At 63.4% G+C, this 23,784-nt stretch carries 20 protein-coding genes and 1 tRNA gene; 1 reads left to right on the forward strand and 20 read right to left on the reverse strand.

The features are described from left to right. Positions 1-250 precede the first annotated feature (250 nt). The 13 genes from ABIB99_RS09825 to ABIB99_RS09885 form a co-directional block, all read right to left on the reverse strand. Positions 251-1,255 carry an ABC transporter substrate-binding protein gene (locus ABIB99_RS09825; RefSeq protein WP_354175609.1) on the reverse strand — a complete coding sequence of 335 codons (1,005 nt, stop codon included), beginning with the start codon at positions 1,253-1,255 and terminating at the stop codon, positions 251-253. Beyond that, positions 1,252-3,357 (reverse strand): adenylate/guanylate cyclase domain-containing protein, encoded by a 2,106-nt coding sequence (locus ABIB99_RS09830; protein WP_354175611.1) that lies wholly within the window; start codon positions 3,355-3,357, stop codon positions 1,252-1,254. The genes ABIB99_RS09825 and ABIB99_RS09830 overlap by 4 nt, the downstream gene beginning before the upstream one ends. Positions 3,358-3,379: 22 nt before the next feature. Continuing rightward, entirely contained in the window at positions 3,380-4,396 is a 1,017-nt protein-coding gene (locus ABIB99_RS09835) for a SphA family protein (RefSeq protein ID WP_354175613.1), read from the reverse strand. A 61-nt stretch (positions 4,397-4,457) separates the two neighbouring features. Then, positions 4,458-5,885, reverse strand: coding sequence for a DUF1254 domain-containing protein (locus ABIB99_RS09840; RefSeq protein WP_354175614.1), 1,428 nt, complete (start codon positions 5,883-5,885; stop codon positions 4,458-4,460). Positions 5,886-5,910: 25 nt separating this feature from the next. Continuing rightward, the gene (locus tag ABIB99_RS09845; protein ID WP_354118271.1) at positions 5,911-6,930 is read right to left on the reverse strand and encodes a DUF1214 domain-containing protein; all 1,020 of its coding nucleotides are present in this window, start codon (positions 6,928-6,930) and stop codon (positions 5,911-5,913) included. Between the two features lie 11 nt (positions 6,931-6,941). Further along, entirely contained in the window at positions 6,942-7,883 is a 942-nt protein-coding gene (locus ABIB99_RS09850; RefSeq protein WP_085399542.1) for an HlyD family secretion protein, read from the reverse strand. Beyond that, positions 7,883-8,122, reverse strand: coding sequence for a DUF3302 domain-containing protein (locus ABIB99_RS09855; RefSeq protein WP_014495358.1), 240 nt, complete (start codon positions 8,120-8,122; stop codon positions 7,883-7,885). Before ABIB99_RS09855 ends, ABIB99_RS09850 begins: the two co-directional genes overlap by 1 nt. Positions 8,123-8,154: 32 nt before the next feature. Continuing rightward, the gene (locus ABIB99_RS09860; RefSeq protein WP_354175616.1) at positions 8,155-8,664 is read right to left on the reverse strand and encodes a hypothetical protein; all 510 of its coding nucleotides are present in this window, start codon (positions 8,662-8,664) and stop codon (positions 8,155-8,157) included. Between the two features lie 57 nt (positions 8,665-8,721). Then, a complete protein-coding gene (locus ABIB99_RS09865) occupies positions 8,722-9,765 on the reverse strand; it encodes an HAD family hydrolase (protein ID WP_354175617.1) in 1,044 nt (347 codons plus the stop codon). Between the two features lie 83 nt (positions 9,766-9,848). Further along, positions 9,849-11,669 carry an arylsulfatase gene (locus tag ABIB99_RS09870; RefSeq protein WP_085399539.1) on the reverse strand — a complete coding sequence of 607 codons (1,821 nt, stop codon included), beginning with the start codon at positions 11,667-11,669 and terminating at the stop codon, positions 9,849-9,851. 72 nt (positions 11,670-11,741) lie between these two features. After that, a complete protein-coding gene (locus ABIB99_RS09875; RefSeq protein ID WP_354175618.1) occupies positions 11,742-13,451 on the reverse strand; it encodes an arylsulfatase in 1,710 nt (569 codons plus the stop codon). 18 nt (positions 13,452-13,469) lie between these two features. After that, entirely contained in the window at positions 13,470-14,483 is a 1,014-nt protein-coding gene (locus tag ABIB99_RS09880; protein WP_354175620.1) for a formylglycine-generating enzyme family protein, read from the reverse strand. A 459-nt stretch (positions 14,484-14,942) separates the two neighbouring features. Beyond that, positions 14,943-15,122 carry a hypothetical protein gene (locus ABIB99_RS09885; protein WP_354175622.1) on the reverse strand — a complete coding sequence of 60 codons (180 nt, stop codon included), beginning with the start codon at positions 15,120-15,122 and terminating at the stop codon, positions 14,943-14,945. On the opposite strand from ABIB99_RS09885, the gene ABIB99_RS09890 reads away from it, so the two are divergent. Further along, entirely contained in the window at positions 15,102-15,986 is an 885-nt protein-coding gene (locus ABIB99_RS09890) for a helix-turn-helix domain-containing protein (protein WP_354079866.1), read from the forward strand. The genes ABIB99_RS09885 and ABIB99_RS09890 overlap by 21 nt on opposite strands. A gap of 152 nt (positions 15,987-16,138) precedes the next feature. On the opposite strand, the gene ABIB99_RS09895 is transcribed toward ABIB99_RS09890, so the two are convergent. From ABIB99_RS09895 to ABIB99_RS09925, 7 genes are all read right to left on the reverse strand, one after another. Beyond that, a tRNA-Asn gene (locus tag ABIB99_RS09895) sits at positions 16,139-16,213 on the reverse strand. A gap of 132 nt (positions 16,214-16,345) precedes the next feature. After that, positions 16,346-16,714 carry a hypothetical protein gene (locus ABIB99_RS09900; protein WP_354175623.1) on the reverse strand — a complete coding sequence of 123 codons (369 nt, stop codon included), beginning with the start codon at positions 16,712-16,714 and terminating at the stop codon, positions 16,346-16,348. Between the two features lie 210 nt (positions 16,715-16,924). Beyond that, entirely contained in the window at positions 16,925-18,619 is a 1,695-nt protein-coding gene (locus ABIB99_RS09905) for a flotillin family protein (RefSeq protein WP_354175624.1), read from the reverse strand. A 23-nt stretch (positions 18,620-18,642) separates the two neighbouring features. After that, positions 18,643-19,302, reverse strand: coding sequence for an OB-fold-containig protein (locus ABIB99_RS09910; protein ID WP_354175625.1), 660 nt, complete (start codon positions 19,300-19,302; stop codon positions 18,643-18,645). A gap of 10 nt (positions 19,303-19,312) precedes the next feature. Then, complete coding sequence (locus ABIB99_RS09915; RefSeq protein WP_354175627.1) at positions 19,313-20,476, reverse strand: PspA/IM30 family protein; 1,164 nt, start codon at positions 20,474-20,476, stop codon at positions 19,313-19,315. 340 nt (positions 20,477-20,816) lie between these two features. After that, positions 20,817-21,200: a RidA family protein gene (locus tag ABIB99_RS09920; RefSeq protein ID WP_354175629.1), complete on the reverse strand. Its 384-nt coding sequence runs from the start codon at positions 21,198-21,200 to the stop codon at positions 20,817-20,819. A 14-nt stretch (positions 21,201-21,214) separates the two neighbouring features. Continuing rightward, positions 21,215-23,542, reverse strand: coding sequence for an acetamidase/formamidase family protein (locus ABIB99_RS09925; protein ID WP_354175630.1), 2,328 nt, complete (start codon positions 23,540-23,542; stop codon positions 21,215-21,217). Positions 23,543-23,784: the final 242 nt, after the last annotated feature.

Here is a 23,784-nt window from a genome sequence, read left to right on the forward strand (position 1 = left end):
CTCGATTTGAATTGGGTCGAATTGGCGTCGCCCTCATGACGCGACCGCGCCCGACACACACAACTGCTTGAGTGCGATTCTGCGCTGGATTTGCGCGGATCACTGTTGAAATGTCGTCTGAAGTGATGTCGCGGTTACATTAGAGTACGGGCATAGAATATTGAAACTACGTTGAAATTTCATGTGTGCTTCGCAAGCCCAGCGCCGGCCGGAAGGGAACGCTCGTGCGAGAGGGTTCCACCCTGCAGGTTCAGACGACGGTTGCAAGGTAGAGCTGCGTGTCGAAATAGTCTGCGGCCCGCACGGGTGCGGTGACGCCGGCATCCGTCATGAAGAAGTCGCTGACCTGCTGGAGCCATTTCACGACGGTCCCGTCGGAATAGAGCCGCTTCCATTCGCGCGAGGAATAGAGCTTCTGGGCCTTGAAGGCTTCCGCGATGTCGGCGCGACGCGACTGCCCATAATGTGTCTGGAGCGCCTCCGCTGCGGCCGCCGGGTTGCGCACCATGTGGTCGTTCGCTTCTGCCCACGCGCGGATGATCCGGGCCAGCACGTCCCTGTTCCCCGCATAAAAATCCATCCGCGCGGCCCAGCCGCCGAGCACGGCGGATTGCGGGTAGAAGGCGGAGGCGTCCACCAGCTTGACCGCATCCGGCAACGCCTCGCGGACGGCAATGTTGAACGGCACCCAGAGCGCAACGGCCGGCACCTCGCCGGCAATGAACGCCTTGACGGCGGCCGCCATGCTGCCGTTGACGATCTCGACCTCGGACGGGTTGACGTTGTTGGCCCGCAGCGCGCGATCGAGAAAAATGTGAGCCGTGGTCTTCATCGTCGTCGCGATCCGCTTGCCCCTGAGATCGGCCATCCCCTTGACGCCGAGCGTCGGCCGGACCCAGAGCTGTGCGGTCGCGACCTCAATGTCGTTGATGAGAAAGCCCCGGCCGCGGCCGAGCGCCAGATAGTTGGAGATGACGCCGCCGGCCGAGAGAACGTCGAGCTCACCCCGCGCCATCGCCTCGAAGACTTCAGGTCCGGTGTTGAACTCGTGCAATTCGAAATCGATCCCTTCGCGGTCGAACGAGCCGCGATCGAGCCCGGTCCAGATGTGTCCGTCCACGGCGACAACATGGAGATAACCGAGCCGAATTCTGCTGCGCGCCTGCGCAATGGCTGGCGCCGCGTGCATTGACGCGGCCGCCAGCGCCGCGCCGTGCCGCAGCAATTGCCGGCGATTGAGACCACAGATGTTCATGCCGCCGCTCCCGCATTCCGGGCCGCGGACCGAAATCGCTGGGCATGAAATAGCGCGACGCTATCCTCGGGATAGTCGTGCAGGAAGGCCGACAGCCGGACCCGCGTCGTCTCGGCCGCGCCGTCCTGCGCGATCGCCGCAAAGACTTCATCCCAGCGTCGACACATCGCAACCTCGGCTTCATCGGCGTGCGCCAGCTCGCCGCGGAGCTCACTGACTTCGATCGCGTCGGCAAATCCCTTCGGCGTGATGCTGTCGACGCTGCGGAACAGGAACCGATCGCCGACGCTGGCGCGGACCGCCGCGCTGACCAGCACGCGCGTGCCGTAATTCTTGTTCAGTCCCTCCAGCCGCGACGCCAGGTTGATGGTGGCGCCAAGCGCGGTGTAGTTCATCCGGTCGCTCGAGCCGATGTTGCCGACCACGGCATCGCCGACATGCAGGCCAAAGCGGGTGTCGTAGGGCGGCCAGCCCTCGCGCCAAAACTCCTGGTTGAGCGCTTCGTTGGCCGCAAGGCATGCCAGGATGGCGCGGCAGGCATTGACGGTGTGGTCGGGATCGTCGGCCGGCGCGTTCCAGAACGCCATCACGGCGTCGCCGATATATTTGTCGACCGTGCCCTGGTGCCGCATGATCTCGTCCGACAGTACCGCGAAATAGCGCGAGGTGTGGATCATCACCTGCGACGGGTCGGCGCGCTCCGTCTTGGCGGTAAAGTCGGCGACGTCGGTGAACAGCACCGTGACCTCACGCCTGGAGCCGCCGAGGCTGAGCGAAGAGCCGGTCTCGATCAACTGCCGCACGATCTGGCGCGGGATGAAGCTCGCAAAGCTGCGGACCACGCTACGCATGGTGAACACCGAGCGGCCAAGCTCCTCGATCTCGGCGATGACGGAATGGACGCGCGGCCGCTCGGTAATCTCGAACCGCTGGATCGCGTCGGTCTCGTCGGCCAGTTTGCGCAGCGGCCGCGCCATCAGCGATCCCAGCCAGAACGCGAATGGCAGCGTGGCTCCGACAAAGGCCAGCGCAAGCGCGAACAGCGTACGGCGCTCGTCGATGATCTGCGCATAGAACTCGTCGAGCGGCGCGACCATCGCCATCCGGATATTGGCCGAGCCGGCCGTCTCGAGCCTGTGAACCGCCGCAACATAGGTTCGGCCCGACGCGTCGGCAAAGAACTGCTGGGCCGCGCCGCCGTCCCGCCAGGAGCGGATGACCGGCACGAGCGCAGGCAGCTTGAGCGCGCCGATCTGTGGCAGGTCGTCCTGCCGTTCCGGAATCTCCGCCATCAGGCGGTTCATCTCGGGATGGCCGACGATGCGCCCGGCATCGTTGAACAGGAACGCCAGCCCTGATTGGCCGAGCTTCTGCTCCGCCAGCATGTCCTCGAACCGGTTCAGCAGCAAATCACCCGCAATGACGCCGCGGCGCCCTTCCCTCAACGGCGTCCGCAGCGTGTAGCCCGGCTCGCCCGTGGCGTAGAAGACGTAAGGACCGGTCAGGAGCGTCTTGTCGTTCTTGAACGCCTCGACATACCAGGGCCGCTGCCGCGGGTCGTAGCTCGCGGGTCCGGCGACCTCGGCAACCTGAATGAGGTTTTCGGAGAGATACTGCGTGACAGGCGCGGCCCCCGCCGTGCGCGAGATCACGACCAGCCGGAAGGCAGCATCCTCATCGACGTTCAAACCCTTCCGGAACGACGGCTGGGCCCGATCGATCACGTCCATCTCGATGAACGAGCCGTCCTCGTAGCCGACATAGAGATTGAAGAGCTGCGGGTTGTTGCGCAGCATCGCCGCCATCAAGCTGTAGAGCCGCGTATTGTCCGCGATGTCGGCCTCCTGGATCGGCGGCAGGCCGGACAGGATGTCGAGATTGTCGCGGACATTCTTGAACTGCTCGTCGATGTGATCGGCGCCAAGCTGCGCCACCTTCTCGATGAAGCCAGAGGCGGCCGTCCTGGTGATGGCGGTCACGCGTTCGAAGCTGAGATAGACCAGCGTCAGGCCCACAAGCAGCACCACGCCCACGAACACCGTGATGATCGATGTCTGGTAGCCAATGCGAAATACGCGTTTGCTGGTTTTCTCTCCGGTCATCGGAGCTGCTTGAACGCCTCCATCAGTACTTTCGAACGATGGGCTTCGTCGCCGCCGGCGCGGGCGCTGCCGGCGAGACCGAGAAAGTAACCCAGGTCGACCAGCTGTTCGGCCGGTTCTCTGTCTCAAGGTCCTTGTAGCCTCGGACATTGAGATAGCCCTGGTAGCCGTCGGACATCGGGATCATGAAGCCGATCTGCGGACCGATGCCGACCGCCTGGCCGCGGAAGCCACCGAGCTTGGCGCCGGGACCGCTATCGTCGGTGATCTGCTGGAAGAAATAGCCGGCGATGCCGATGTGAACGTTCTTACTGACGAACTGCGAGGCAGCCCAGTCGACATGAAAATCCATGCCGTTCTGATACTGGAGGGCCCCGTTCATGAAACTATAGGTGAGCCCGCCGACGATCGAGAATTCGTGGCCGCTCTTCGGATCGAGATAGGTGTAGCCGGCACCGACGTCGATGGCGGGGAAGCCAAAACTCAGATTGGCGAGCCGGCTGGAATCATAGGTGCCGCTCGGGATGTTGCCGGTGATGTAGACCAGCTCGTTGTGGACGCCCTGATTCCATTTCAGCGTGCCCTGGTAGAACACGTCGGTCAGCGTCGTGCGGTTGTCGGTGGCGCTGCCCGAGATCGTATTGCCGCGCGGACCGGTCAGCGTCGCATCGATGCCGGCGCCAATGTTGCCGGGCGCGGTGAGCACGGTGAAGCCGGCTTGGCCACCCAGCACCGGCATCGGCGAGGTGTAGGTGATGCCCATGACGAGCGCGTCGGCATGTGCGTTGAGGCCGGCGGTCACCGAGCCGGGTATGCCGCCGCTGGTGACGAAGTTCTGCCCTCCTCCGGCCTTTTCGTTGAGGTGAAGGTAGATCGTCGAGTAGGCCCATCCAGGCGTTACGGGAACGGCGGCCAAGCTGCCAAAGATGCCCGGAAGCCAGAAGCTCACGCCGCCGGCAGCGGCAAGCGCGGGCTGAGCGGTAAAGCTCGCCAGCGCCAATGCAGTCCCGAGCCCGGCTTTGCGAATGTGTCCCGTCACGTCGCGTCTCCCTATTCTCGTCACGTCTTCCACCCAAACGCATCACGCTCGACCAATTGCACTACTTCTTGGCGCCCCCGATCGTTGTGGCGACACGCTCGGCATCGGGCAGTTTCCAGCTGTGGTCGAACAGCGGCTGCTCGGGCCCGTAGAGGCGGAATAGCAACTCGAACTTCCGCGCCGGATCGGTCGGCACCCAATTGGCTTCCTTGCCCTCCGGCGCCTTCGGGCCGAAATAGACGTCGACCGAACCGTCGGCATTCTTCTGGATGCCCGGGCTGATCGAAGCCCGGCTTGCGCTCGGCATGTTGCGCACCAGCGCGTGCGTCTCGCGGTCGTAGACGGTTGCAGACCAGTATTGCTTGACGGGCGCGTTGGGCGGCACCGTCAGGCGATAGGTGGCCGCGCCGTCAAATGGCTGACCGTCGCGGTCCTTGTTGGCCATCAGGTAGAACTGTGCGGTGCCCAGTCTCTTGATGCCGGTGAAGCCGAGCGTATAGGTGACTCCGCGCATCTCGACCGGATAGGTGTTCGGATCGGCGTATCCCGTGCTCGCCGCCTTGACCATCTCTGCGACGGCAGCCGGGAACCAGCGGATGCCTGGATTGATCACGGCGAAGCCGGCGTCGTAGCGCTGTTCGAGTATCGCGTGGGCTTCGCGGGCCGCCTGATCGAGCAGCGCAACGGTCTTCTGATCCGGATTGAAGGCCTTGCCCTTCTCGATGCCAATGCTCGCGAGCTGGTCGATCATGGCGCGATCGCGATCGAGCCACGGCTCGTTCTGCACCACGCGGTCGAGGCTGCGATAGAAGCTCGCATCGTAGGGAATCGTGGAGTCGAACAGCACGTCGTAGGCGTCAGTGAAATTGGTCTGCGGCGGATCCTTCGCCTGCGCGAGGGGGTAGACCTTGACCTGCTTGCCGTAGGAGACCGACTTCGCCACGTCGGCATCGCCGTGGCTTGCGAGATTGGAGCGCAGCAGCGCGAAGCCGCTGAACGTGTCCGACTGAAGCGAGATGTAGCCCGCGGGCGCGTCGCCCTTGTAACCGGGCGGCAGGATCAAATATTTGCCGCCCTGCCCCTTGTCGGCGCCTTCGGGACCTGCGTCCTCCAGCGGCATCTGCCACGCCGTGACGATGTTGCCCGCGATCGAGCCGCCTTGCGCCGGCGGAATGTCGATCACGACCGGGCCGTCCTTCACGTTCCAGAACGACATCAGATAGATCGAGTCCGGATTGGGCGTCAGCGTCTGGTTCTTCCAGTTCACCGGCTTCGACCAGTAGATGATCTCGTTCGGCTTTGCCTTGGTCGTCCCAAGCATGGTCTGGAGCATGAGATCGGCATTCACCGCCGGCATGCCCCAGATCATCGCCTCGACTGCGCGACGCTGGATAGTGCGCGCGGCAACCTCATCCGGCGACAGACTCTGCGCATGCGCGCTCGCTGTCATCAGTGTCATGGCGATGGCGCCTGCGATTGCGTGTCTCATGACAGCCTCCATTCTCGTTCAGCCTTCAGCTCACCGGCTTCGGCTCGGGGAATTTCCACTTGCCGTTCAGAATTTCGGGACGCGGCCGATAGAGTCGCACCGTGTAGTTCCAGCCCTTCATGATCGGCAGGCAGTTCGGGATCTTGCCGTCACAGCCACCGAACTGGACCACCGTGGAGCCGTCGGCTGATTTCGTCGCCGTCAGATTGTTGAGCGAGTAAGCGTTGTAGGGGTTTTTCTCGAAATAGCCCTCGGCGTTGTAGAGACTGATCGACCAGAAGCCGTCCACCGGCACATTGCCGGGGACGGTCAGCTTGTAGACGGTGCTGCCGTCGTTCTTCTCGGGGGTGACGCTGAGATAGGTGGCGTCCTTGTCGGGATTGCCGCCCCATCCCGCGGCGGTCGCGATCAGGTGCCGGATCGGATCGACCTGCCCCTTGGCGCCAAACGCATCCTTGAAGCCGCCTGCGGTTGACGACAGCACCAGGAGCGCGTCCCGCACCTTCTTCTGGCTGACCGGATCCCAATTCGGTATCTCGAACTTGCCCGGGGCCTTCTGGCTGATCGTGACGGCGTCCTGGACTGCGCGGACCTTCTCGACATCCTTGGGATCGTTGGGATCGACGAGGGTTCGAAGCCCGATCAGCGCATAGCGTGTGCCGACCCTCTTCCGATCGTAGGTGTAACTTCCGGCGCGATACTCTATGTCGCCGACGATGTAGTGATCCTCGTTGACCACCATCAACGACCGGAACCGCTTGCCAGCGTCCGGCAACTTGATCGTTACCGGTCCCGCATCGAGATCAACGACGGCCATGGAGTACAGCGTGTCACGATTCGACCGGATGACGCCCTGCTTATCGATCGCCATCGGCTCGCGATGGTGAAACAGCTTGCCGATGCCACCGGCGTCCTTGACGCCGTTGCCGAAGTACAAGTCGGATTCCGCGCGCCCAAAATTATCGACCGTCACCGGGACCGGCGACTGCGCCTGCGTGGCCGAGGTGAGGATGAGGAACGAAGCCGTCAGCACTGCTCTTTTCATGCGCCCTCTCGCTAGAACGGATTGACGTAATTCAGGATCGCGACCTGCCGCAGGATCACGCGGCGCACGACATGGGTCGGCTTGACGTGGTCGGTGTAGATCGCAGCCGTTCCGGCACTGCCGGCCGGCAACCGTTTGACGAAATCGGCGTCGTCGAGCTTGACGCGCACGACGAAGGGGGCGGCCTCGATGGCTTTCGGCAGGACTGCCGTGCCCGATGTCTGCACCTGTCCGGTCGCGATCGCCTGGAGCACGCTCTCGACCTTGCCGGAGTAGATCTGCCCAGGTGCGAATTTGAATGTGGCCTCGACCTCCTGGCCGGGCGCCACGTAGCGCGCATCGTTCTGGTTGATCTCGACGCCGATGATGGTGCTTGAGACGTCAATGAACGCCATCACCGGCGCCAGCGGCAGGTTCGCCACGCGCGCGCCCTTGCGCAGCGCGAGATTGGTGACGTAGCCGTCGGCCGGCGCGCGCACCACTGTCTTGTCGAGATTCCACTGCGCGGCCTCGAGCTGGCCGGAGAGCTGGTCGGCCTCCGATTGCCGCTGTTCGACATCGAAGCCGCGGCCGGCGTCGCGCTCGTAGAGCTGCGTCATCTGGCCGAGGCGCGTCTTGGCGAGCTTGAACTGCGCGTCGATCGCCTTGACCTGCGCCGCGTAAGGCGTCGGGTCGATCTTGAACAGGACATCGCCTGCCCTCAGCGGCGCGTTGGCGAGAACCGGAACATCCGTCACCTCGCCCGCCACATCAGGCACGATCGAGACTGCATTGCGCACGACCAGCGCATTGCCCTGCGGTGCGCCCCACCCCATCGGGATCAGCAGTCCGAACAGCAGCAGCACCAGCACGATCGCGGGCGACGCCTTCCAGAACAGGTTGAAGCGTACGATCCCGAAATGCACCAGCAGGAACAGCAGCACCAGATAGGTATTGAAGAGCGCGACACCCATCACGCATCTCCCGCCTTGCGTGCGGGCACGTCGAGATAGGCCCAGATCAACGCGATCGGCCACAGCGCGAAGCCGAAGAACAGCGTAATCCAGCCGGCGACAGTCACTGCCTGCGCATGCGGATGGTTGCGCGACTTCGCGATGTGGCCGGGCAGCCAGCCCGCGATACAGACCACGCCGATCGCGCTAGCGAGCAGGATCACCAACACGATCCAGGCGAAGATGTCGTAGCCGCTCATGACCGCCGCCTCATTGCGTCAGTGACGTGCCTTCATTGGCAGTAGTCCCAAAAACCCTGCGTGCGGGATGGATCGGTGTAGTACCAGCACATCCCCGGCGCGGGCGCAGCACCCGCCCAGGCCACAGCCGTGGCCGCTGTCACGAAGCCGATCGCAGCACCGGCGGCGATCGCACCGCCCCTCGGCCAGTGGTAATAGCCGGGTCGCGCCCAGCCGCCGCGCCCGGCCACGGCCGTGGTGCTGCGGACGGCGACGTTGCCGCGCGGTCCGACCACTGCGGTCCGGCCGCGATAGGCGGCGCCTCGGGGGCCGACCACGGCGCCGCCACGATGGACCACGGCCCCACCACGCGGCCCCATGGCGACCCCGCCGCGGCGAACAGCGGCACGCACCTCGATCAGATCGGATGGTCCAGTCGCGCCCTGCTGGATTGCCGCTGGCTGGAGCGGCGCCGCCGACACCGTTCCGACCGGAAGCGACGCGCCGGTTGCCAACGCCAGCAGGCAGTTCGTCCACCGAAACATGCGCTTATGTCCAGACATCCTTGTCCCTCCCTTTGTTATTGCTGTCGTTGATGCAGCTTCCCGCACGCGTCCTCGTCATTGCGACGCTTCCGCGGTGCCGCGTTCGGACGCAAACACCGTCGTCCAGTCCTTTGCCATGTCGACGACGGTCCAGCCGCGCTGCGTGGCCTCGTCCCAGGCCTTGTCGAGCTTTCCGATCTTGGACTCCCTGTCGTAGGAATATTCGCGGGTGGCATCGGTATGGTGGACGATGCCGAGGAAGCGCGCGCCGGGTCCGGCCGCGGTCCATTGCAGCATCTGGTGGTCGCCGTCCGAATTGCCGAAGGCAAGAATCGGGCGGCGGCCGATGAAGCGGTTGATGCCCGACGGCTTGCCGGGACCGTCGTCGATGAACTCGACCTTTGGCAGCTTCATCAGGACGGGTTTGCCATCGGCGTCGATCTTGAATTGCGTGACGCCGGAGGAGCCGACCACCTGCTCCGGCGGAATGCCGTAAGCCTTCTCGGCCCAGACCCGCATGAACTCGACACCGCCGCCTGATACGATGAAGGTCTTGAAGCCGTTCGCGCGCAGGTAGGCGAGCAGTTCCACCATCGGCTGGTAGACGAGCTCGTTATAAGGGCGATGAAAGCGCGGGTGCTGCGCCCGGGTGAGCCAGTCGGCAACCGAGGCAGCGTAAGCGTCGGTCGTCACGCCGCTGTGGGAGGCCGCGATCAGTGTCAGCAGACCCTTCTCACCCTGCGCCGCCAGCGCGTCCTTGTTGCCTGAGAGGAACGCCTTGAAGGGCTGCTGCTGCTTCCACTCGGGATGCTGCGGCGCCATCGCCCTGACGCTATCGAGGCCGAAGGCCGCCTGGAAATAAATTGGCTGTTCGCACCAAAGTGTACCGTCGTTGTCGAACACGGCAACGCGCTCCGCCGGCGGCACGAAATCGACTCCGCCTTGCGAGGTCACCCGCCCAACAAAGTCGATGATTGATGTCTTCGTGACCCCGTCGTTCCACGAAGGTAGAGGTCCGGTTCGAGCAAAAGCTGCCGCACTCCAGACCGCGACAGCATTGATGGCGGCGAAACCGATCAGAAACCCACGCCGGGTGGCCGATGCGAGGGAAACGAGCATTCTGGATCTCACAGGCGCAAGCGAGTAACTACGAAGGTGGCACCGGCCCGCAACGACGCGGGCCGGTGAGGATGGGGTGTCAGCTATTTGACTCCGCGTTGCTGGAGCTGCTGTTCGATCATCTGATTGACGCCTGAGCGTATCTTGTCGATGCTCTGGGCGCGTTGTCCCGCCCTGGCGCGGTTGTCCTTGATCTCATCGAGCTGCTCTTCAAGGATCGTGGCCGGTACGAAACTCGGTGGGAACGACCGCGGCGGAAAATCCTTGAACGTCATGACGAAGGCGCCGACGTCGTCCATCGCGCCGTAGACCTGCCCGACATGGTTGAGTTGCCAGTCCCAGAATGTGTTCGAGGTGATGTCAGCCCGCTCGAACGGATCCTGAAGCAGGTTGAATATCTTCTGGAGGCGTAGCTTGGTGAAGGGCTCGGCCCAGACGCCCAGTGTGCCGGGCAGACGCTGCTCGGCGTAGACATACTTGTAGTCGCCCTTGCGCAAGGCCACGAGCAAGCCGTCATCATCCGAGTAGAAGAACTTGTCACGAGCGCTCTTGGTGCCGTTGTTGTTGCCGGCCGTGCCACTGACGTTGCGCAGGAATGCGGTCTGGTCGAACCCGTCGAGATGGACCTTATAGTTGATGCCGTTGGCGGTGTACCCGGCGCTCAGCTTGTTGACGATGTCGGGCTCACCTGCCGCCGAGCACAACGTCGGAATCCAGTCGTTGTGGCTCATCAGCTCATTGGTGACCGTGCCCGGCTTGATGACGCCCGGCCAGCGCACCAGGCACGGCACGCGGAAAGCGCCTTCCCAGTTGGTGTTCTTCTCGGAACGGAACCAGGTCATCGCGCCGTCCGGCCAGCTGTTCATGTGAGGACCGTTGTCGCTGGAGTAGACGACGATGGTGTTGTTGGCGATCCCCATATCGTCGAGGGCTTTGAGCAGAGTACCTACCGTATCGTCATGCTCCTGCATGCCGTCGATGTATTCGCTGTCGCCATGCGTGTAGCGGCCGCGATGATCGGTACGCACATGGGTGCGCAAATGCATGCGCGTGGCGTTGAACCAGCAGAAGAACGGTTTGCCGGCGGCCTGTTGCCGTTTCATGTAGTCGATGGCCGCGGCCGACGTCTCGTCGTCGATCGTTTCCATGCGCTTCTTGGTCAGCGCGCCGGTATCTTCGATGGTCTGTTTGCCGATCTTGCCGAAGCGGGGGTCTACGGTCGGATCGTCGCGGTCTGCCGCCTTGCACCTCAGCACGCCTCGGGGGCCGAACTTGGCGAGGTAGCTGGGGTCTTTGGGATAGTCGGGTAGTTCCGGCTCCTCCTCGGCGTTGAGATGATAGAGATTGCCGAAGAATTCGTCGAAGCCGTTGACGGTCGGCAGCGACTCGTTGCGGTCGCCGACGTGGTTCTTGCCGAACTGTCCGGTGCCATAGCCGAGATTTTTAAGGAGGCCGCCAATCGATGGGTCGAGCTGGCTCATGCCCATCGGCGCACCGGGAAAGCCGACTTTGGTCAGGCCGCTGCGAATGCCGTGTTGGCCGGTCAGGAACGCCGCGCGACCCGCCGTGCATGATTGTTCGCCGTAATAGTGGAGGAACTTGATCCCCTCGCGTCCGATGCGATCGATGTTGGGCGTCTCGTAGCCCATCAATCCGTTGGAGTAGGCGCTGATGTTGGCGATGCCGATATCGTCGCCCCAGATCACGAGAATGTTGGGCTTGCCTCCCGCTGGCTGAGCTGCCGCCGGCGCGCGAGAGGGCGCTGCTTGCTGCGCTTGCGCCAGTGCTTCCGAGGTCAGCGTCGCTGCTGCGACGATCGATGATGTTCCAAGGAGCAGATTTCTGCGGTTGATCGTTTGTTCAGCGTCGGAGGAATTGTTCTTGTTCTTTAGTTCGCCGCTCATTTCTACGCTCCCTGTGTTTCATTGGTCGTTCACGTCAGCCGCTCGGCGTTGCTGCCAGGCGGTCACGCCACGCTATTGCGTGACTTGAAAACTCCTCTGCATCTTCTCGACGATCTGATCGATGCTGAAGCTCGACGGCCGCTGACTCGGGGGAAATTCCTTGAAGGTGGCGAGGAACTCCCCCACAATTCTAGGCGCAGCAATGAACACACCCGCGCCGTCCGTCATGAGCCAGTCGTAGTAGGTGTTCGACGTGATATCCGCGCGCTCGTAGGGGTCCGAGCGCAGATCGAAGATTTTCGGCACGCGCAATTTGGTAAACGGCTCGGCCCAAATTCTTAATGTACCTTGCGCACGCTGCTCTTCGAAGACGACTTTCCAGTTCTCGTAGCGCAGAGCCACCACGTCGCCATCGTCGTCGAAGTAGACAAACTCCTTGCGCGCGCTGCGCTCCTGCTGACCCGTGAGGTGGGGAAGCTGGTTATATCCGTCGAGATGGACCTTGAACGTTTTGCTTCCGGCCTGGTGCCCCCTCAGCAGCTTGTCCTTGATATCCGGTTCGCCCGCGACCTCCAGCAGGGTCGGCATCCAGTCGAGCGCGCTGATGGTCTCGTTCGAGATCGAGCCGGGTTGAATTCGTCCTGGCCAGCGGATCATGCACGGCACGCGGAACGCGCCCTCCCAGTTGGTGTTCTTTTCGCTGCGGAACGGCGTCGTTCCCGCATCCGGCCAGGAGTTCTGATGCGGCCCATTATCCGTGGTGTAGATCACGACGGTATCGTTACCGATGCCGAGATCGTCGATAGCCTTGAGCACCGTTCCGATCGTCGCATCGTTTTCGATCATGCCGTCGGCGTATTCGGTCCTGGCCGTCAGCCCGGGCGGGCCACGATGGGACTCCCGTACATGCGTGCGAAAGTGCATTCGGGTCGTGTTGAACCAGCAGAAGAATGGCGTGTTGGCCTTCGCCTGACGTTGCATGAAATCGATGGCGGCAGCCGATGTTTCGTCGTCGATCGTTTCCATCCGTTTCTTGGTGAGTGCGCCGGTGTCCTCGATGGTCTGCTTGCCGACCTTGCCCCAGCGCGGATGTTCGGTCGGATCGTCGCGATCCGACGCCTTGCAACGCAGCACGCCCCGTGGGCCGATCTGGTCCCGCATACCGGTCGGATAAAAGCGGTTCTCCGGATCTTCCTCGGCGTTGAGGTGGTAGAGATTGCCGAAGAATTCGTCGAAGCCGTGCACGGTTGGCAGATATTCATTGCGGTCGCCGAGGTGGTTCTTGCCGAACTGCCCGGTGGCGTAACCAAGCGGCTTCAACAACTCTGCGATGGTCGCGTCTCGCGCTTGCAGACCCACGGTCGCGCCGGGAATGCCCACCTTTGAAAGGCCGGTGCGCAGCGTGCATTGGCCAGTGATGAACGAGGACCGCCCCGCCGTGCAGCTCTGCTCGGCGTAATAGTCCGTAAACATCATGCCTTCTTTCGCGATGCGGTCGATGTTCGGCGTGCGATAGCCCATCACACCAAAGGAATAGGCGGAGACATTGGTCTGTCCGATGTCGTCGCCGAAGATCACGAGGATGTTCGGCTTGCGGCCGGACGCCGATGAAGCCGCCGGGCTCGCGGCTGAACCCGGCGCCGCTTTCTGCGCTTGCGCCAGTGCCTCCGATGTCAGCGTCGCCGCGGCGACGATGGACGAAGTTCCCAAAAGCAGTTTTCGGCGATTGATCGACTGGTCAGCCCCGGACTGGGTGTTGTTCTTCTCCAACTCGCTGCTCATGCGATACTCCCTATCTTGCTATGTTGCAGCAGACCCTTCTTGTTCGCGATGAACAACGAGAGGCGTCCGCATCACGCAGCGGAAGCCGACATGGCTGGTTGAAGTATCGACCGGCTCGGCGTGGCGCGCCGCGGGGCGGTAGCGACGGCAATAGTTCGGCGCGCAGAGATGCGAGCCGCCCTTCAAGACTTTGCGCGGGATGCGGATGTCGGGTTGACATGGATCAAAGCTCGCCTCCTCGCGGCCGCCGCGGGGATTTCTGGGAATGCAGCAAGGCTTTGCGGCATCGGCGGCATGCTTTGACGACCACCAGTCCGAGGTCCACTCCCAGACATTGCCGATCATGTCGTGGAGGCCGTAGCCGTTCGGCGGGAAAGCCATGACCGGCGAGGTAAGCTTGAACCCATCCTCGCCGAGATTCTGGACGGGGAAATTGCCCTGCCAGATGTTGGCCATGTGCTTGCCGCCGGGCATCAGCGCATCGCCCCAGGCGAACTCCTCGCCGTCGAGGCCGCCGCGCGCGGCGAACTCCCATTCCGCTTCCGTCGGCAGCTCCTTGCCGGCCCAGCGGGCATAGGCTGCCGCATCGCTATAGGAGACGTGCACGACCGGATGGTCGTCGAGGCCCTTGATGTTGCTTCCGGGGCCGTAAGGATGACGCCAGTTGGCGCCGCGCATGAAGGACCACCATTGGCTCCAGTCGGTGAGATCGGTGATGCGCGGCAGCGGCGAGAACACCAGCGAGCCGGCGTAGAGCATCTCCTTCAGCGCGCCGGGATAGTCCTTGGGGTCGGGAACGATCTGCGCCTCGGTGACGTGGCCGGTCGCGTTGACGAATTGCTTGAACTGCCGGTTGGTGACGGAGGTGCGGTCGATCCAGAAACCGTCGACGGAGACGCGGTGGCTCGGCGCCTCCTCGGGATAATGATGGTCGGATCCCATACGGAAGGTCCCGCCGGGAATGAAGACCATCTCGCCGGTCTTCACGTCGTCCGGCAACCACTCGCAGTGATCCGTATCCGCCCGCAGCATCGTGGAAACTCCGATACGAGTATTCCACCCGATACTATGGCGCGGATTTCAGCAGGCGTCGACGAGAGCACATTGCCCGGCATTCTGGACGCATTGTCTGGTCCCCTCTTCTTGGCGCCGTGGGTGCGAGATGGGTGTCGTAGACTTGCGTCAGCATCTCTCCCTCTTTTGCGCACATCCTTCGAGCCGGCGGCAACACCATACCGCCATCCCCGCCCCGCGGTTCGCAGAGCGATCGTTGCCGATATCGCCTAGGTTGCAAATGGTATCCGAAGATAGGATGCCCGTGATGTGCAGTTTGTGCCAATACGTCGCGCCGATCGGTGAGGCTTAACGACACATGTCGCAAATTCCTCAATCCGCAGCGTCGAGTGGCGTACAGCTCGCGTCAAATTCGGCGATAATTTACCTCAAAGCGCGAACTCGGACTGTCGTACCCACTTCGCGTTGTAGTGGTGTTCAGCCGCCGCCTGCCGCAGAATTGTCGCGCTTGAGTAACAGGGTGGCGCCATGGGCCAATTCCTTCTGGTTGATTCGCGTAAGCTCGACGGCTTCGAAGGTCTTCACCAGGCCGTTCACGGCTCGCACGTCGATGTTATGCAGCTCGGGCGCGGGCGATTGCGCGGATCGCTCTCCCATGTCGGCATCGGCGATTTCTCGCTCAGCATCGGCACCTTCAGCGTCGGCATGCGCACGCAGCGTGTCGCCAGCGACGACAAGTTGATCATCGGGATGCTGCTCGCGGCCGAAGAGCGCGTCACCCACTGGTCCTTCGACATGCGCCTCAACGACGTGCTCGTGATTCCGCCGCTGCTCGAGCATGACGGAATCTTTCACGGTGCATCCGCCTACGCCGCCATGCGCTTCGACATCAACGAGGTCGCATCGCTGTTCGGCGGCGAAGCGAGGCTGAGCAATCCCGACACCTGGCGCAGGCGCGACCATTTCCGGGCGGCCCCCGATAGCGGCGCGATCGCCGCACATCGTCTGGTCCGGATCATGTCACATCTGCGCACCTACAGGAGCGGCCTGACGCCCTCGACCGCCGATTTCTGGAAGCGATCGATCGTCGAATGCATGGCGGCCAACGTGATGTCGTCGCTACCGCCCGACGACACCGGCTGGCTGCCTTCGGCAAGGCGGCTGATCCGCCGGGTCGAGGAGTATCTCGACGAGGCCGGCACGCGCCCGGTGCATGTCTCGGAGATCTGCGCCGCTCTCGGGGTGTCGCGCCGCACCCTCCATCGCGCGTTTCAGGAGGTGTTCGGCTTGGGCCCGGTCAGCTTCCTCAGGCACAAGCGGCTGTGTGCCGTTCATTCCATTCTGCATGAGAGCGTGCCGGGCTCGACGACCGTGGCCGCTGTCGCCATGCAGCAGGGCTTCTACGAGCTCGGGCGGTTCTCGCAGTATTACCATGCGATGTTCGGGGAACGTCCGTCGCAGACCCTGGGAGGACGAACTGTCCCTCGCCTGAGGGTTCAACCCTCTCAGCATGAATTGTAGGCGCCTGGTCAGGCTGTGCTGGGGGACGGCTATGGTCCGACCGATTCCCCTTCGACCGGTCGACAGATCAGCTGGGCGCCGGGCCCAACGCGGCGGCCTTGGGCGATGTTGCGCAATTGCAACAGAGGTAAGGCTTTGAATTTGCTGGATTTTGGCTCCCCGGGCTGGATTCGAACCAGCGACCATCCGATTAACAGTCGGATGCTCTACCGCTGAGCTACCGAGGAAAGGGCGAACCAGTCGTTCGCGCGCGGCTGCGTATAACAAAGCCGCTTGCGCTTGCAAAGGACGAATTCGCGATCTTGCACAATGCGCCGAGGAAGGGCCGCCGCCCCTCCCCTGGCTCACGTCAGGTCAAACTATTCGGCGACGAAGGACGTGGTCTTGGTTCCGGAGTCGTACCGCAGCCGAAGCGCGGTGATCTTGCAGAGGTTGACGTTCTTCCAGAGCACGGACTCGTCATAGTTCTGCCAGTCGACGCGGATGTTCCAGACACATCCCTCGTCGTCCTCCTCGAACTCGACATAGGTGCTCGCCTGGTTCTGCAAAACCTTGTCGAGTTCGTTCTCCCATTCGTCGAGGCCGTCGTCCGGTGCGTTGAAGCCCAGGAATTTGATGGCATAGCCGGTCTCGTTGACGACGGTGACGTTGCGGGCGTCGGCCGCGAACGACGGCGTAACGGCGATCGCAAGACCGATCGCGATCAGTCCGGACAGAAAATACTTCATGTGAAATTCCCCCGATCGAAAGAGGCTCCGGTGCCTGACGTCGATCCGCGCAGGCACCGTGGCAACAAATGGCGTTGCCTCGAAGAATTCACCCGGAGCGCGATCGAGTGGTTCAACACGCGATCGATCGACGCTCCGGAGCGTGCGCGACGCGAGACGCGCACGGGCAGTTCATATCGATTCGAATTCTCCGCAGCAATGAACCGGCGTTCATAGATCGGCGGCGTTTGTTTTCTCCGGCACGGGCGCCGACACTGCGGCGCCGTTGCTCTTTCCCGTCACGGCGCCGACCAGCGCTTTCACGGGATCCTCGCCCGGCGCAAACCCGCTCTGGCGCAGGATCTCGTCGATCATCGGACGCAGCGCGTGCACCTTGAGGAGCTCGCCCGCAAGCCCTTCGCCGAAGCCGACATTGCCGCCGCCGGTGCCATTGCCGCCGAACGCGCCGCCGGTGTGCAGGATGCGGACGTCCTTGAGATTGCCGATCGGCTTGACCATCTCGGCCAGCGCTGAGGGCATGGTCTCGATCCGCTTCTTGGCGAGCTCGAAGTCGATGACGTTGGCGCCGAGTTTGTTCTGCGCCTCGTTCTTGAGCGTGATGATTGCGGCTTCGGCCTCGCCGATATTCCTGACGCCGACAGCCTTGATCTTGTTGGACTCGGCTTCCGCGGTGGCCAGCGTCTTGACGGCCTCGGCGCGATCGAGCGAGGCCTTCTTTTCGGCTTCGGCCGCGACGATCAGCTCGGTCGACTTGCGCTCGGCCTCGGTGCGCGCGGCGAGCACCTGGGTGAGACGCGCACGATCGGCGACCTCGACCGCGCGGGCGGTCACGACCTTTTCCTCCGCGGAGACGGCGAGCGCTTCCGCGGTCTTGGCCTCGGCGACGGCTTCCGAGGTCTGCTTGCTCTTGGCCGCGATCTGGATCTCGTTCTCCTGCGTGGCAATCTGGATCTCGCGCTGGGCGTCGGTCTTGCGCTTGTTGATCGCCAGATCCGACTCGATGACCGCGGTTTCCTTGACCTGCTTGGCGCCGGCCTCCTTCTCGGCAACGGCGCGGTCGGTATCGATGCGGGCGTTCTCCTCAGTCAGACGCGCCGTCTGCGTCGCAGTTGCCACCTCGGCGCGGGTGCTCGCGGTCTTGTTGGCGATGTCGCGCTCCTGGGAGAGCTCGGCCTCCTTCTTGGTGCGCTCGATGGTCAGGGTCTGCTGCCGCGCCTCGAGGTCCTTTTGCGCAATCGCCACCTCGTTGTCGCGCACGATCGAGTTGCGGTCGCGCCGGCGCGTCTCGGTGACGGTCTTCAGCTGGGTCAGGCCTTCGGCGTCGAAGAAGTTTTCTGGATTGAAGAATTTCACATCCGTCTGGTCGAGCTTGGTCAGCGACACCGATTCAAGCTCGAGACCGTTGGATTTTACGTCCGATTCCACGGTCGCCTGCACATGCTTGACGAAGTCGCTGCGCTTCTCCTGCAACTCCAGGATGGACATGGTGGCCGCCACTGAACGCAGGCCGTCGACGAATTTTGCCTCGACCTGGTTACGCAGGGCTTCGGCGTCATTCGTCAGCGCGCCCAGCGTCTGGCTCGCGAGCGCAATGCTCTCATCGTCAGGACGGACGCGCACGTAGAACTCGGCGACGATGTCGACGCGCAGGCGGTCCTTGGTGATCAGGGACTCCCGCTCCTTGCGCTCGACGGTGAGCCGCAGCGTCTTCAGATTGACGCTGGCGTAGGAGTGGAAGATCGGCAGGATCATGGCGCCGCCGTCGAGCACGACCTTCTTGCCGCCGAGGCCGGTGCGCACGAAGGCCTCGTCGCGGGTAGCGCGTTTATAGAGGATGGTGAAGACGATCCCGAGGACGACGATCAGCGCGACGCCGATCACGGCCGGGACTGCGATGTCGAACATGACTTTCTCCAATAAATGGCTTGCTAGCTGCTTAGAGTGGGCTTGGAAGGTTTCAGTTCATCGTCGGCCTTCACCGCCACGAAGCGGGTGCCGGCGCGATCGACCAGCAGGACCATGGTTCCCTGCGGCAGGGGCGATGATGACGGTGCGGCGACCGCCCAGACGAAATGGCGGTTGCCGTGGATGTCGGCGACGCTGACGCGGCCGGGCGGCCCCTGATCGAGCGGGCCGATCACGACCTCGCCGACGCGGCCGACGAGATCGCCGAGGCCGACGGCATAGCTTTCATCCTTGGGAATGACCCGCGCGATGCCCCTGCTTGCGGCGCGGACCAGCGGAATCGAGACGGCGACCGCTCCGACCGACGCGAGCGTTGCCGGCAAGGGGCCGGCCACCATCCGCGCGATGTCCTGGATCAGAAAGCCGGTGATGGAGAAGGCGCCGAGCAGCAGCAGCGGGAAGATGAGCAGCGGCACGCCGCCGACATTGATCCAGGAGATGGCGTTGATCACGCCATTGTCGCTGGGGTGACCGAAATCGATGTTGGTGCCGAGCATCTCGCTCAGCGAGGCCCCGACCAGCATCGAGACCACCTCGATCGAGCCGACGATGAGGATCATGGCCGCCGCGATCGCGAACGGCCTGACCTCCGGCGACATCACGTGTTCGAGCAGAGCGCTCATGACACATTACTCAGGAGCGCGACTTCAACCGCGCCAGCCTCGCTGCAATCTCCTTGTCGCGATGCAACGTGCTAAGCTCGTCGATGTCGCTTGAATACGGGATCGCTGCCGGAACGCCGGTGGCGCGCGCCACCGCCCTGCCCGCGCGCAAGGCCTTCGCTGCCGCCGAGGCACCACCGGACTTCCGGGGCGACGTCGAGGCCTGATGGCTTGCGTGAGCCTCGCTCTTTTCGAGATCGGCGCGGCGCTGCTCGGCATCTTGCAATGCTGACAGCACGGCGCGCAGCGACGTCACGCACTGTTCGATCTTCTCGTTGTTCTCATCGATGGCGCGGGAGAGTACCTCGAACTGCGCTTCGAGGTCCATCTGCCGCGCGATGCCGGCGCGTGCGAGATCGTCCCGGCTATCAGCAATCGCACCTTCGATCTTGGGCGCAAGATCGGTCATCTCGCGTTCGATCTCGGTGCGGCGCGCGTTGAGACGGTATTCTTCGGCGCGCGCGGCCGCGAGCGCATCGCGCGCTTCACTCTCCGCGCGCTCGATCTCGCGGATGGCTTGGCCAACCACGTTCAGCTTGTTCTTCCCCTCCGCCTGCTCGATCGCGTCATAGGCGATCCCGGCGATCAGGCGCCCGACCCGGGACAGGAAGTTGTCGGGGGCGGCAGCGATGGTATCCATAGCGTTCTCCTCCTCTGGCAGATTGTTCGGCGTGACGCCGTAGTGAACTTCGAAACCGTCGTCGGTGCGGATGAGGTGCGCGGGAGCGCTCTGCCCCCAACCCTCGGCATAGCCGGCATAGTCGAAGGGAACGCTGAAGCGCCCCTGCACGGTTGCAATCGAAATGGTGGCGGGGCCCTTGATCTTGGCGAGCTTGTCGTCCAGCGGCAGGCGGCGGCCCTGCGCGGCACGATAATCGGCGCGGTCGCGCAGGCCCAGCGTCACCAGCCGCGACGGCAGCGCGGTTTCTTTCCGGATCGGCTCATAGGCATGGGCATGGAGCAGGACGACATTGGAGCCGACGTTATGGCTCCGCGCCACCTCGTCCAGGATCTCCATCATGCGGTCATAGGCCCTGAACGTCGCCTCCATGGCGGCCTTGGCGGCCGGGTCAGGGGCAAGCCTGTAACGCAGCGCGGACGGCGCGTTTTTGGACGACGGGCTCATGGAAAGCACTAAAGCACCATTTTAGTGCTTTAGGAAGAGGAAGTACAATCACGTTCCCCTGACCCTCATGCACTCTGTGGGTTAGTCGTCGGCCGCAGGCGACGCGTTCAAGGCGGTTGATCATCCCTAGATCACGGCCGATCAAGACTTCTTGCACGCGCGGGTTGCAATTTAAGACGAAGTGGAGGGAGCGTTTGGCGACTGCCACTCTCGTGTCCCGGCCGCGTTGCAACGTGGAACGTTACGGCGCCAAGCCGGGACCCGGAAAGCCGCACCGTAGCTGTGGCATGGGCCCCGGCTCTGCTGCGCATCAGTTCGTGCCGCAGCGACCGGGCTGCGAAAGCCGAGCTCACGGTCGCCGACACACTAGGTCGATCTCGATCAGCGCGTCATAGGCAAGCCCGGTGACGCCGACACACGTGCGAGCCGGCAAACGATCCGGCGCGAAGTACGTGCGATAAGCCTCGTTCATTGAGGCGTAGTCTTCGTTGAAACGCGTCAGATAGATTCGCGTCATCACGACGTGCTCGAGGCCAAGATCGAGGCCGGCGAGAACCACCTTCAAGTTCTCCATCACGGCCCGCGTCTGCGCCTCAATGCCGTCGGGCAGCACACCCGGCGCCTGCGGCGTGTCCGGCATCTGGCCGGTGACGAAGACAAAACCGTCGGTCTCGACGGCGTGGCTGAAGGGCGCGACCGGCTTCGGTCCGCCGCTGATCATGTGGAATTTCACTTGAGATGTCCTTGTTAAGTCGCGTCCCGAAACAGGCGCTTGCTGAGGATGGCGTGCACGCCCCAATTGCCGTCGACGACCTGGGTGACGCCGAAATCAACGGCGGCCGACATCAGCGCGATCGCCTCGTCCTCGCTGAGGCCCTTCACGTTCATCAGGAAGCGCCGCATTTTCCGGAACGCATCCTTCATGGCGAGGTCGAGCGAGGATTTTGTGTAGACTTCGCTTTGGCCCTGCGCGCCGAACTCGGCGAGATAGTTGGGATGGCTGAAGCCGGTCAGCACCCAGTCGGTCTCAGTCTCGATCAGGGGATAAGAGAGATCGGCAAAGGGCCGGCCTGCAAGATCGGCCTTCTTGTGCAGGATCACCTCGAACGTCCCCGTCATCGAGCATTCGATCGCCGTGCCGCTGAGTTCGCCGTCGCCTTGCGTGGCGTGGGAATCGCCGACCGACAGCAGCGCGCCGGGCACCGAAACCGGAAGATAGACGGTAGAGCCCTTCCCCAGCCGCCAATTGTCGAGATTGCCGCCGAAATAGGACGGCGGCACGGAGTCGACGAAATCGACCTCGCGCGGCGCCACCGCGATCACGCCGAAATGCGGCCTCAGGGGAATGCGGATGCCATCGAGTACGGCATGCCGGCGCTTCACCGTGGCCGGCGCGACGGGGACGCCGGGATAGTCGTAGGTGGCGTGCATGACGCCGAAGGGGTCGGTCTGCGGCTCCCAGCGATAGGAATAAAGCGCCCGGGCGTGCGGCTCCTCTGGATCGTCGAAGATCTCGTAGATGGTGACGACCTCGCGCGGCATGGGACCGCCGAGAAACTCGTTGTAGTGATAGCCCCACCAGGCCGCGACCGAGGAGCCGAACACGCGGCCGGCATGGTTCGGATTGCGGCTCGCGCGCGGCACGATGTCGAGGATGCGCACCTCCAGCACGTCGCCGGGCTGGGCATCCTTCACCGCGACCGGCCCCGTGCAGATGTGCACGCCAAATCCTTCGCCGGCGCCACGGCCGAACACGCTGGCATCCATCGGGCCAGCGCCGCGACGATCGACGTTCTTCTTGTCCCGTGTCCAGCCGAACACGCTTTCAGCACCGGCATCGCCCGCGATCATCATCTCGGGCGCATCGGAGGCGTGCTGCGTCAGCGTCTCGATGGTGATGGTGTCGCCCGAGGCGATCTCGATTTGCGGCGATAGCGAGCGGCTGAAATAACCCCAATGGACGCGGCTGGCCTCGACCGGGAGATGGTGATGCCTGCGTTCCGTGGTCGTCCGCTCCTCGGTGCCGGCACACGCAACGGTGCTGCGTGCTTCGACGCTCGAATGCACGCGGAGCTGCGCCAGCGCATCCTGCGGCCAGCCGCGCTGGCCGGCAATGCCGTGCTGCAAGGTCGCGCGCTCCACTTCCTGCTGGCGGAATTCGCGCGGCGGCAGGCCGAAGCGGTGACGGAAGGCGCGGCTGAAATGTGCGGAATCACCAAAGCCGTAGGCATAGGCGATCTCCGAGATCGAGCGATGGGCTTCCGTGGGGTTGGACAGATCAGCCCAGGCACGCTGAAGCCGGCGCTCCCGGACGTAATGGGTGAAATTGTCGCCGACCGTCTCGAACAGCTTTTGCAGGTAGCGCTCGGAAATCCCCTGGGCCTGCGCGACGCGCGCCGGCGCCAGTTCGGGATCGTCGAGCCGCCGCTCGATGGTCTGGCAGATCCGATGCAGCAGCGCGGCCTGCGTCGCACTCGATCCGGCATCGGACGTCGAGGCCGCCAGTTGATGCGCGAGCGTCAGGAGCAGATCGAGCGACTGCGCGACCGAATTCCATTCGGCATCGCTCAGCGTGTCGAGCGTGCGCGCGGTCGCATCCAGCAGACGCGAGAACACATCGGCAAAGCCGCTGGGTGGAACCACGCGGGGCTCGCCGAGCCGCGGCCTGCCCGAGAGGCGTCCGTGCAGCGCTTCCGAGGTCACCGACAGCACGATGGCCCGCATGTCACGCTGGAACACGATGCTCCAGTCCCCGCTCCGTGGTAGCAGCACGAGATGGCCGACCGGAACGATGCGGTGGCCGTCGGCACTCTTCAGCACCATGCCGTCCTCGACCGGCATCAGCGCGATCGGAATATCTTCGTTGGATTGCGAGAGCGGACTGATGGTCTGCGCGGCCGCGGCCATCCGTGTCAGCGCGACACCCGCGGCATTGCAATGCGATGCGGTTGCGTGTCCGTCAAAGAAGGAATGACCGGTCGCCGGTTGCAGACCGACCGCCGCCAGCACGTCCCGCCAGGCTTCGGGGCGGTCGTCTTGCGCGTAGGACTCGCTCGTGAACGGCCGGAAGCTCATCGGATCAACCCAGATTGCAGTTGATCGAAGCAACCTCTGTGCCAGACGAACGCGGTCATCCGTCGCAGCAACGGGCCGCAAATGACGTTCGGTGGTCAAGCGTTCATCCGGGAAATGGAATTTCCTTCAGAGTGTTAGCGCCCAATTGCTGCATCAAGCACGCTGCGTAGCCCGGATGGAGCGAAGCGTAATCCGGGAATCGGGCCGCCATCGACGCTGTCCCGGATTGCGCTTCGCTCCAT

The organism is Bradyrhizobium sp. LA6.1 (genome assembly GCF_040547805.1).
Lineage (GTDB): Bacteria > Pseudomonadota > Alphaproteobacteria > Rhizobiales > Xanthobacteraceae > Bradyrhizobium > Bradyrhizobium barranii.

What these genes read in the sequence shown, in the direction of transcription:
- ABIB99_RS09885 (WP_354175622.1), bottom strand. Translation starts at nt 15,122, where the DNA reads ATGGGAGAGCGATCCGCGCAATCGCCCGCGCCCGAGCTGCATAACATC.
- ABIB99_RS09925 (WP_354175630.1), bottom strand. Translation starts at nt 23,542, where the DNA reads ATGAGCTTCCGGCCGTTCACGAGCGAGTCCTACGCGCAAGACGACCGC.
- ABIB99_RS09870 (WP_085399539.1), bottom strand. Translation starts at nt 11,669, where the DNA reads ATGAGCGGCGAACTAAAGAACAAGAACAATTCCTCCGACGCTGAACAA.
- ABIB99_RS09825 (WP_354175609.1), bottom strand. Translation starts at nt 1,255, where the DNA reads ATGAACATCTGTGGTCTCAATCGCCGGCAATTGCTGCGGCACGGCGCG.
- ABIB99_RS09860 (WP_354175616.1), bottom strand. Translation starts at nt 8,664, where the DNA reads ATGTCTGGACATAAGCGCATGTTTCGGTGGACGAACTGCCTGCTGGCG.
- ABIB99_RS09840 (WP_354175614.1), bottom strand. Translation starts at nt 5,885, where the DNA reads ATGAGACACGCAATCGCAGGCGCCATCGCCATGACACTGATGACAGCG.
- ABIB99_RS09875 (WP_354175618.1), bottom strand. Translation starts at nt 13,451, where the DNA reads ATGAGCAGCGAGTTGGAGAAGAACAACACCCAGTCCGGGGCTGACCAG.
- ABIB99_RS09905 (WP_354175624.1), bottom strand. Translation starts at nt 18,619, where the DNA reads ATGTTCGACATCGCAGTCCCGGCCGTGATCGGCGTCGCGCTGATCGTC.
- ABIB99_RS09910 (WP_354175625.1), bottom strand. Translation starts at nt 19,302, where the DNA reads ATGAGCGCTCTGCTCGAACACGTGATGTCGCCGGAGGTCAGGCCGTTC.
- ABIB99_RS09900 (WP_354175623.1), bottom strand. Translation starts at nt 16,714, where the DNA reads ATGAAGTATTTTCTGTCCGGACTGATCGCGATCGGTCTTGCGATCGCC.
- ABIB99_RS09850 (WP_085399542.1), bottom strand. Translation starts at nt 7,883, where the DNA reads ATGGGTGTCGCGCTCTTCAATACCTATCTGGTGCTGCTGTTCCTGCTG.
- ABIB99_RS09830 (WP_354175611.1), bottom strand. Translation starts at nt 3,357, where the DNA reads ATGACCGGAGAGAAAACCAGCAAACGCGTATTTCGCATTGGCTACCAG.
- ABIB99_RS09880 (WP_354175620.1), bottom strand. Translation starts at nt 14,483, where the DNA reads ATGCTGCGGGCGGATACGGATCACTGCGAGTGGTTGCCGGACGACGTG.
- ABIB99_RS09865 (WP_354175617.1), bottom strand. Translation starts at nt 9,765, where the DNA reads ATGCTCGTTTCCCTCGCATCGGCCACCCGGCGTGGGTTTCTGATCGGT.
- ABIB99_RS09845 (WP_354118271.1), bottom strand. Translation starts at nt 6,930, where the DNA reads ATGAAAAGAGCAGTGCTGACGGCTTCGTTCCTCATCCTCACCTCGGCC.
- ABIB99_RS09855 (WP_014495358.1), bottom strand. Translation starts at nt 8,122, where the DNA reads ATGAGCGGCTACGACATCTTCGCCTGGATCGTGTTGGTGATCCTGCTC.